This window comes from Micromonospora citrea, from assembly GCF_049629545.1.
Lineage (GTDB): Bacteria > Actinomycetota > Actinomycetes > Mycobacteriales > Micromonosporaceae > Micromonospora > Micromonospora citrea_A.
In genome coordinates, this window is the sequence record NZ_JBNADX010000055.1 from 1 (window position 1) to 5,359 (window position 5,359).

At 57.8% G+C, this 5,359-nt stretch carries 3 rRNA genes; all 3 read right to left on the reverse strand.

Features of this window, described 5'->3' with window-relative positions:
• Window position 1: 1 nt before the first annotated feature.
• A 5S ribosomal RNA gene (rrf, locus tag ACPFP2_RS29695) occupies window positions 2-118 on the reverse strand.
• A gap of 78 nt (window positions 119-196) precedes the next feature.
• Window positions 197-3,305 (reverse strand): 23S ribosomal RNA (locus tag ACPFP2_RS29700).
• Between the two features lie 378 nt (window positions 3,306-3,683).
• Window positions 3,684-5,200 (reverse strand): 16S ribosomal RNA (locus ACPFP2_RS29705).
• Together the 16S, 23S and 5S rRNA genes form the textbook arrangement of a ribosomal RNA operon.
• Between the last annotated feature and the right edge of the window lie 159 nt (window positions 5,201-5,359).

The window sequence follows — 5,359 nt, forward strand, 5'->3', positions numbered from 1 at the left end:
TGTCCGGCGGTGTCCTACTCTCCCACACCCTCCCGAGTGCAGTACCATCGGCGCTGGAGGGCTTAGCTTCCGGGTTCGGAATGTTACCGGGCGTTTCCCCTCCGCCATGACCGCCGTAACTCTATGAACATGTCAAAACAACCCTTTCGCGGGTGTTCGCTTGTTCAGAGTTGCACAGTGGACGCGTAGCAGCTTGGTAGTCAAGTCCTCGGCCTATTAGTACCGGTCAACTGAACCCGTTACCGGGCTTACATTTCCGGCCTATCAACCCAGTCGTCTAGCTGGGGGCCTTACCCCACAAAGTGGGTGGGATACCTCATCTTGAAGCGAGCTTCCCGCTTAGATGCTTTCAGCGGTTATCCCTTCCGAACGTAGCTAACCAGCCGTGCCCCTGGCGGGACAACTGGCACACCAGAGGTTCGTCCGTCCCGGTCCTCTCGTACTAGGGACAGCCCTTCTCAAGTATCCTACGCGCACGGCGGATAGGGACCGAACTGTCTCACGACGTTCTAAACCCAGCTCGCGTACCGCTTTAATGGGCGAACAGCCCAACCCTTGGGACCTGCTACAGCCCCAGGATGCGACGAGCCGACATCGAGGTGCCAAACCATCCCGTCGATATGGACTCTTGGGGAAGATCAGCCTGTTATCCCCGGGGTACCTTTTATCCGTTGAGCGACACCGCTTCCACTCGCAAGTGCCGGATCACTAGTCCCGACTTTCGTCCCTGCTCGACCTGTCAGTCTCACAGTCAAGCTCCCTTGTGTACTTGCACTCAACACCTGATTGCCAACCAGGCTGAGGGAACCTTTGGGCGCCTCCGTTACCCTTTAGGAGGCAACCGCCCCAGTTAAACTACCCACCAGACACTGTCCCTGAACCGGATAACGGTCCGAAGTTAGATACCCAAATCAACCAGAGTGGTATTTCAAGATTGCCTCCACCCATACTGGCGTATGGACTTCACCGGCTCCCACCTATCCTACACAAGCTAATTCGGATACCAATGTCAAGCTATAGTAAAGGTCCCGGGGTCTTTCCGTCCTGCCGCGCGTAACGAGCATCTTTACTCGTACTGCAATTTCGCCGGGCCTGTGGTTGAGACAGTGGGGAAGTCGTTACGCCATTCGTGCAGGTCGGAACTTACCCGACAAGGAATTTCGCTACCTTAGGATGGTTATAGTTACCACCGCCGTTTACTGGCGCTTAAGTTCTCCGCTTCGCCCCGAAGAGCTAACAGGTCCCCTTAACGTTCCAGCACCGGGCAGGCGTCAGTCCATATACATCGAATTACTTCTTCGCATGGACCTGTGTTTTTAGTAAACAGTCGCTTCCCCCTGCTCTCTGCGGCCATACAACGCTCCACCCGCGCGGGGCTTCACGTCTCCGGCCCCCCTTCTCCCTAAGTTACGGGGGCAATTTGCCGAGTTCCTTAACCACAGTTCGCCCGATCGCCTCGGTATTCTCTACCTGACCACCTGTGTCGGTTTGGGGTACGGGCCGCTCAGAACTCGCTAGAGGCTTTTCTCGGCAGCATAGGATCACTGACTTCACCTGAATCGGCTCGGCATCACGTCTCAGCCTATATGCACCACGGATTTGCCTATGGTGCGGCCTACACGCTTACCCCGGCACAACCACCGGCCGGGATCAGCTACCTTCCTGCGTCACCCCATCGCTTGACTACTACCCGCCAGGTTCCCACGCTCCCCAACCTCAACCCGAAGGTCTTGGCTGGTTTGGGTGGTTAGCACAACGAGGTTCATCAGGGACGCTCTTTCGCGGGTACGGGAATATCAACCCGTTGTCCATCGACTACGCCTCTCGGCCTCGCCTTAGGTCCCGACTCACCCAGGGCGGATTAGCCTGGCCCTGGAACCCTTGGTCATCCGGCGGAAGGGTTTCTCACCCTTCTTTCGCTACTCATGCCTGCATTCTCACTCGTGCCGCGTCCACAACTGGGTCACCCCGCTGCTTCACCCCCGGCACGACGCTCCCCTACCCATCCACACACCTGCACAAGGAATCAAGTCCAAGCGAGGTTGAAATGTGAATGCCACAGCTTCGGCGGTGTGCTTGAGCCCCGCTACATTGTCGGCGCGGAACCACTTGACCAGTGAGCTATTACGCACTCTTTAAAGGGTGGCTGCTTCTAAGCCAACCTCCTGGTTGTCTATGCGACCCCACATCCTTTTCCACTTAGCACACGCTTAGGGGCCTTAGCTGGTGATCTGGGCTGTTTCCCTCTCGACTACGAAGCTTATCCCCCGCAGTCTCACTGCCGCGCTCTCACTTACCGGCATTCGGAGTTTGGCTGATTTCGGTAAGCTTGTGGGCCCCCTAGACCATCCAGTGCTCTACCTCCGGCAAGAAACACGCGACGCTGCACCTAAATGCATTTCGGGGAGAACCAGCTATCACGGAGTTTGATTGGCCTTTCACCCCTAACCACAGGTCATCCCCCAACTTTTCAACGTTGGTGGGTTCGGCCCTCCACGCGGTCTTACCCGCGCTTCAGCCTGCCCATGGCTAGATCACTCCGCTTCGGGTCTAGGACATGCGACTCGATCGCCCTATTCAGACTCGCTTTCGCTACGGCTCCCCCACACGGGTTAACCTCGCCACATGCCACTAACTCGCAGGCTCATTCTTCAAAAGGCACGCCGTCACCCCGCAAGGCTCCGACGGATTGTAGGCGAACGGTTTCAGGTACTATTTCACTCCCCTCCCGGGGTACTTTTCACCATTCCCTCACGGTACTCGTCCGCTATCGGTCACCAGGAAGTATTTAGGCTTACCAGGTGGTCCTGGCAGATTCACGGCAGATTTCAGGGGTCCGCCGCTACTCGGGAACACCCACAGAAGGTCAGCAACTTTCACCTACCGGACTCTCACCGCCTACGGTCAGCCATTCCAGACTGTTCGGCTAGCCACTGACTTTATAACTCCTCGAACAAGTGTCAGCTTGTTCAGCAGGGTCCCACAACCCCGACCACGCAACCCCTGACAGGTATCACACGCAGCCGGTTTAGCCTCAATCCGCTTTCGCTCGCCACTACTCACGGAATCACTAAATTGTTTTCTCTTCCTACGGGTACTGAGATGTTTCACTTCCCCGCGTTCCCCCCACACACCCTATGTGTTCAGGTGCGGGTGACACCACATGACTGGTGCCGGGTTTCCCCATTCGGACACCCTGGGATCACAGCTTGGTTGACAGCTCCCCCAGGCCTATCGCGGCCTCCCACGTCCTTCATCGGCTCCTGGTGCCAAGGCATCCACCGTTCGCCCTTGACAACTTGACCACAAAGATGCTCGCGTCCACTGTGCAATTCTCAACAAACGACCAACCCACAACCAGAAACACCCCACACCAAACGCCACCACAGTGACCGGTATGCAGGGCCAGGTCATGCCTGGCAACCAACCCCCACCACAGGTGAGGTCATGGCTCTGAAAGACAACCCACGGGTTGTTCCTTCAGGACCCAACAGGGTGCTTACCGCCAGCCACCAGCCGCACCAGGAGCAAAACCGTTCCCACCACCCCGAAGAGTGGCTGTACTAGGTGTCCCAGCCGTTGCCGGCGCCTGACTGACCAGTGTCTCCGCCATCTGAGCACCCCGACCCGACATTCGCGGGCCGTGGGCTCCATGCCGTCTTTCGACGGATGGTGCTCCTTAGAAAGGAGGTGATCCAGCCGCACCTTCCGGTACGGCTACCTTGTTACGACTTCGTCCCAATCGCCAGCCCCACCTTCGACGGCTCCCTCCCACAAGGGGTTGGGCCACCGGCTTCGGGTGTTGCCGACTTTCGTGACGTGACGGGCGGTGTGTACAAGGCCCGGGAACGTATTCACCGCAGCGTTGCTGATCTGCGATTACTAGCGACTCCGACTTCACGGGGTCGAGTTGCAGACCCCGATCCGAACTGAGACCGGCTTTTTGGGATTCGCTCCACCTCACGGTATCGCAGCCCATTGTACCGGCCATTGTAGCATGCGTGAAGCCCTGGACATAAGGGGCATGATGACTTGACGTCATCCCCACCTTCCTCCGAGTTGACCCCGGCAGTCTTCGATGAGTCCCCGCCATAACGCGCTGGCAACATCGAACGAGGGTTGCGCTCGTTGCGGGACTTAACCCAACATCTCACGACACGAGCTGACGACAGCCATGCACCACCTGTGACCGCCCCCGAAGGACCTCACATCTCTGCGAGTTTTGCGGCCATGTCAAACCCAGGTAAGGTTCTTCGCGTTGCATCGAATTAATCCGCATGCTCCGCCGCTTGTGCGGGCCCCCGTCAATTCCTTTGAGTTTTAGCCTTGCGGCCGTACTCCCCAGGCGGGGCGCTTAATGCGTTAGCTGCGGCACAGGGAACCGGAGAGGCCCCCCACACCTAGCGCCCAACGTTTACAGCGTGGACTACCAGGGTATCTAATCCTGTTCGCTCCCCACGCTTTCGCTCCTCAGCGTCAGTATCGGCCCAGAGACCCGCCTTCGCCACCGGTGTTCCTCCTGATATCTGCGCATTTCACCGCTACACCAGGAATTCCAGTCTCCCCTACCGAACTCTAGCCTGCCCGTATCGACTGCAGGCCCGCAGTTGAGCTGCGGGTTTTCACAGTCGACGCGACAAGCCGCCTACGAGCTCTTTACGCCCAATAAATCCGGACAACGCTCGCGCCCTACGTCTTACCGCGGCTGCTGGCACGTAGTTGGCCGGCGCTTCTTCTGCAGGTACCGTCACTTACGCTTCGTCCCTGCTGAAAGAGGTTTACAACCCGAAGGCCGTCATCCCTCACGCGGCGTCGCTGCATCAGGCTTCCGCCCATTGTGCAATATTCCCCACTGCTGCCTCCCGTAGGAGTCTGGGCCGTGTCTCAGTCCCAGTGTGGCCGGTCGCCCTCTCAGGCCGGCTACCCGTCGTCGCCTTGGTAGGCCATCACCCCACCAACAAGCTGATAGGCCGCGAGCCCATCCCAGGCCGAAAAACTTTCCACCACCAACCATGCGATCGGAGGTCATATTCGGTATTAGCCCCGGTTTCCCGGGGTTATCCCAAAGCCTAGGGCAGGTTGCTCACGTGTTACTCACCCGTTCGCCGCTCGAGTACCCCGAAGGGCCTTTCCGCTCGACTTGCATGTGTTAAGCACGCCGCCAGCGTTCGTCCTGAGCCAGGATCAAACTCTCCAACAAAAACTTGTCGAAAAACTGTCCTGACAACAAAAGTGTTGCCAAAGGAATCCCAACCAACAACCCTCCCGAAAGAGAATCGCCAGTCCGGGGTATAAATCATAATTGGCACTGGCTTATCAAGCACCCTGTTGAGTTCTCAAAGAACAACCACACACCGCC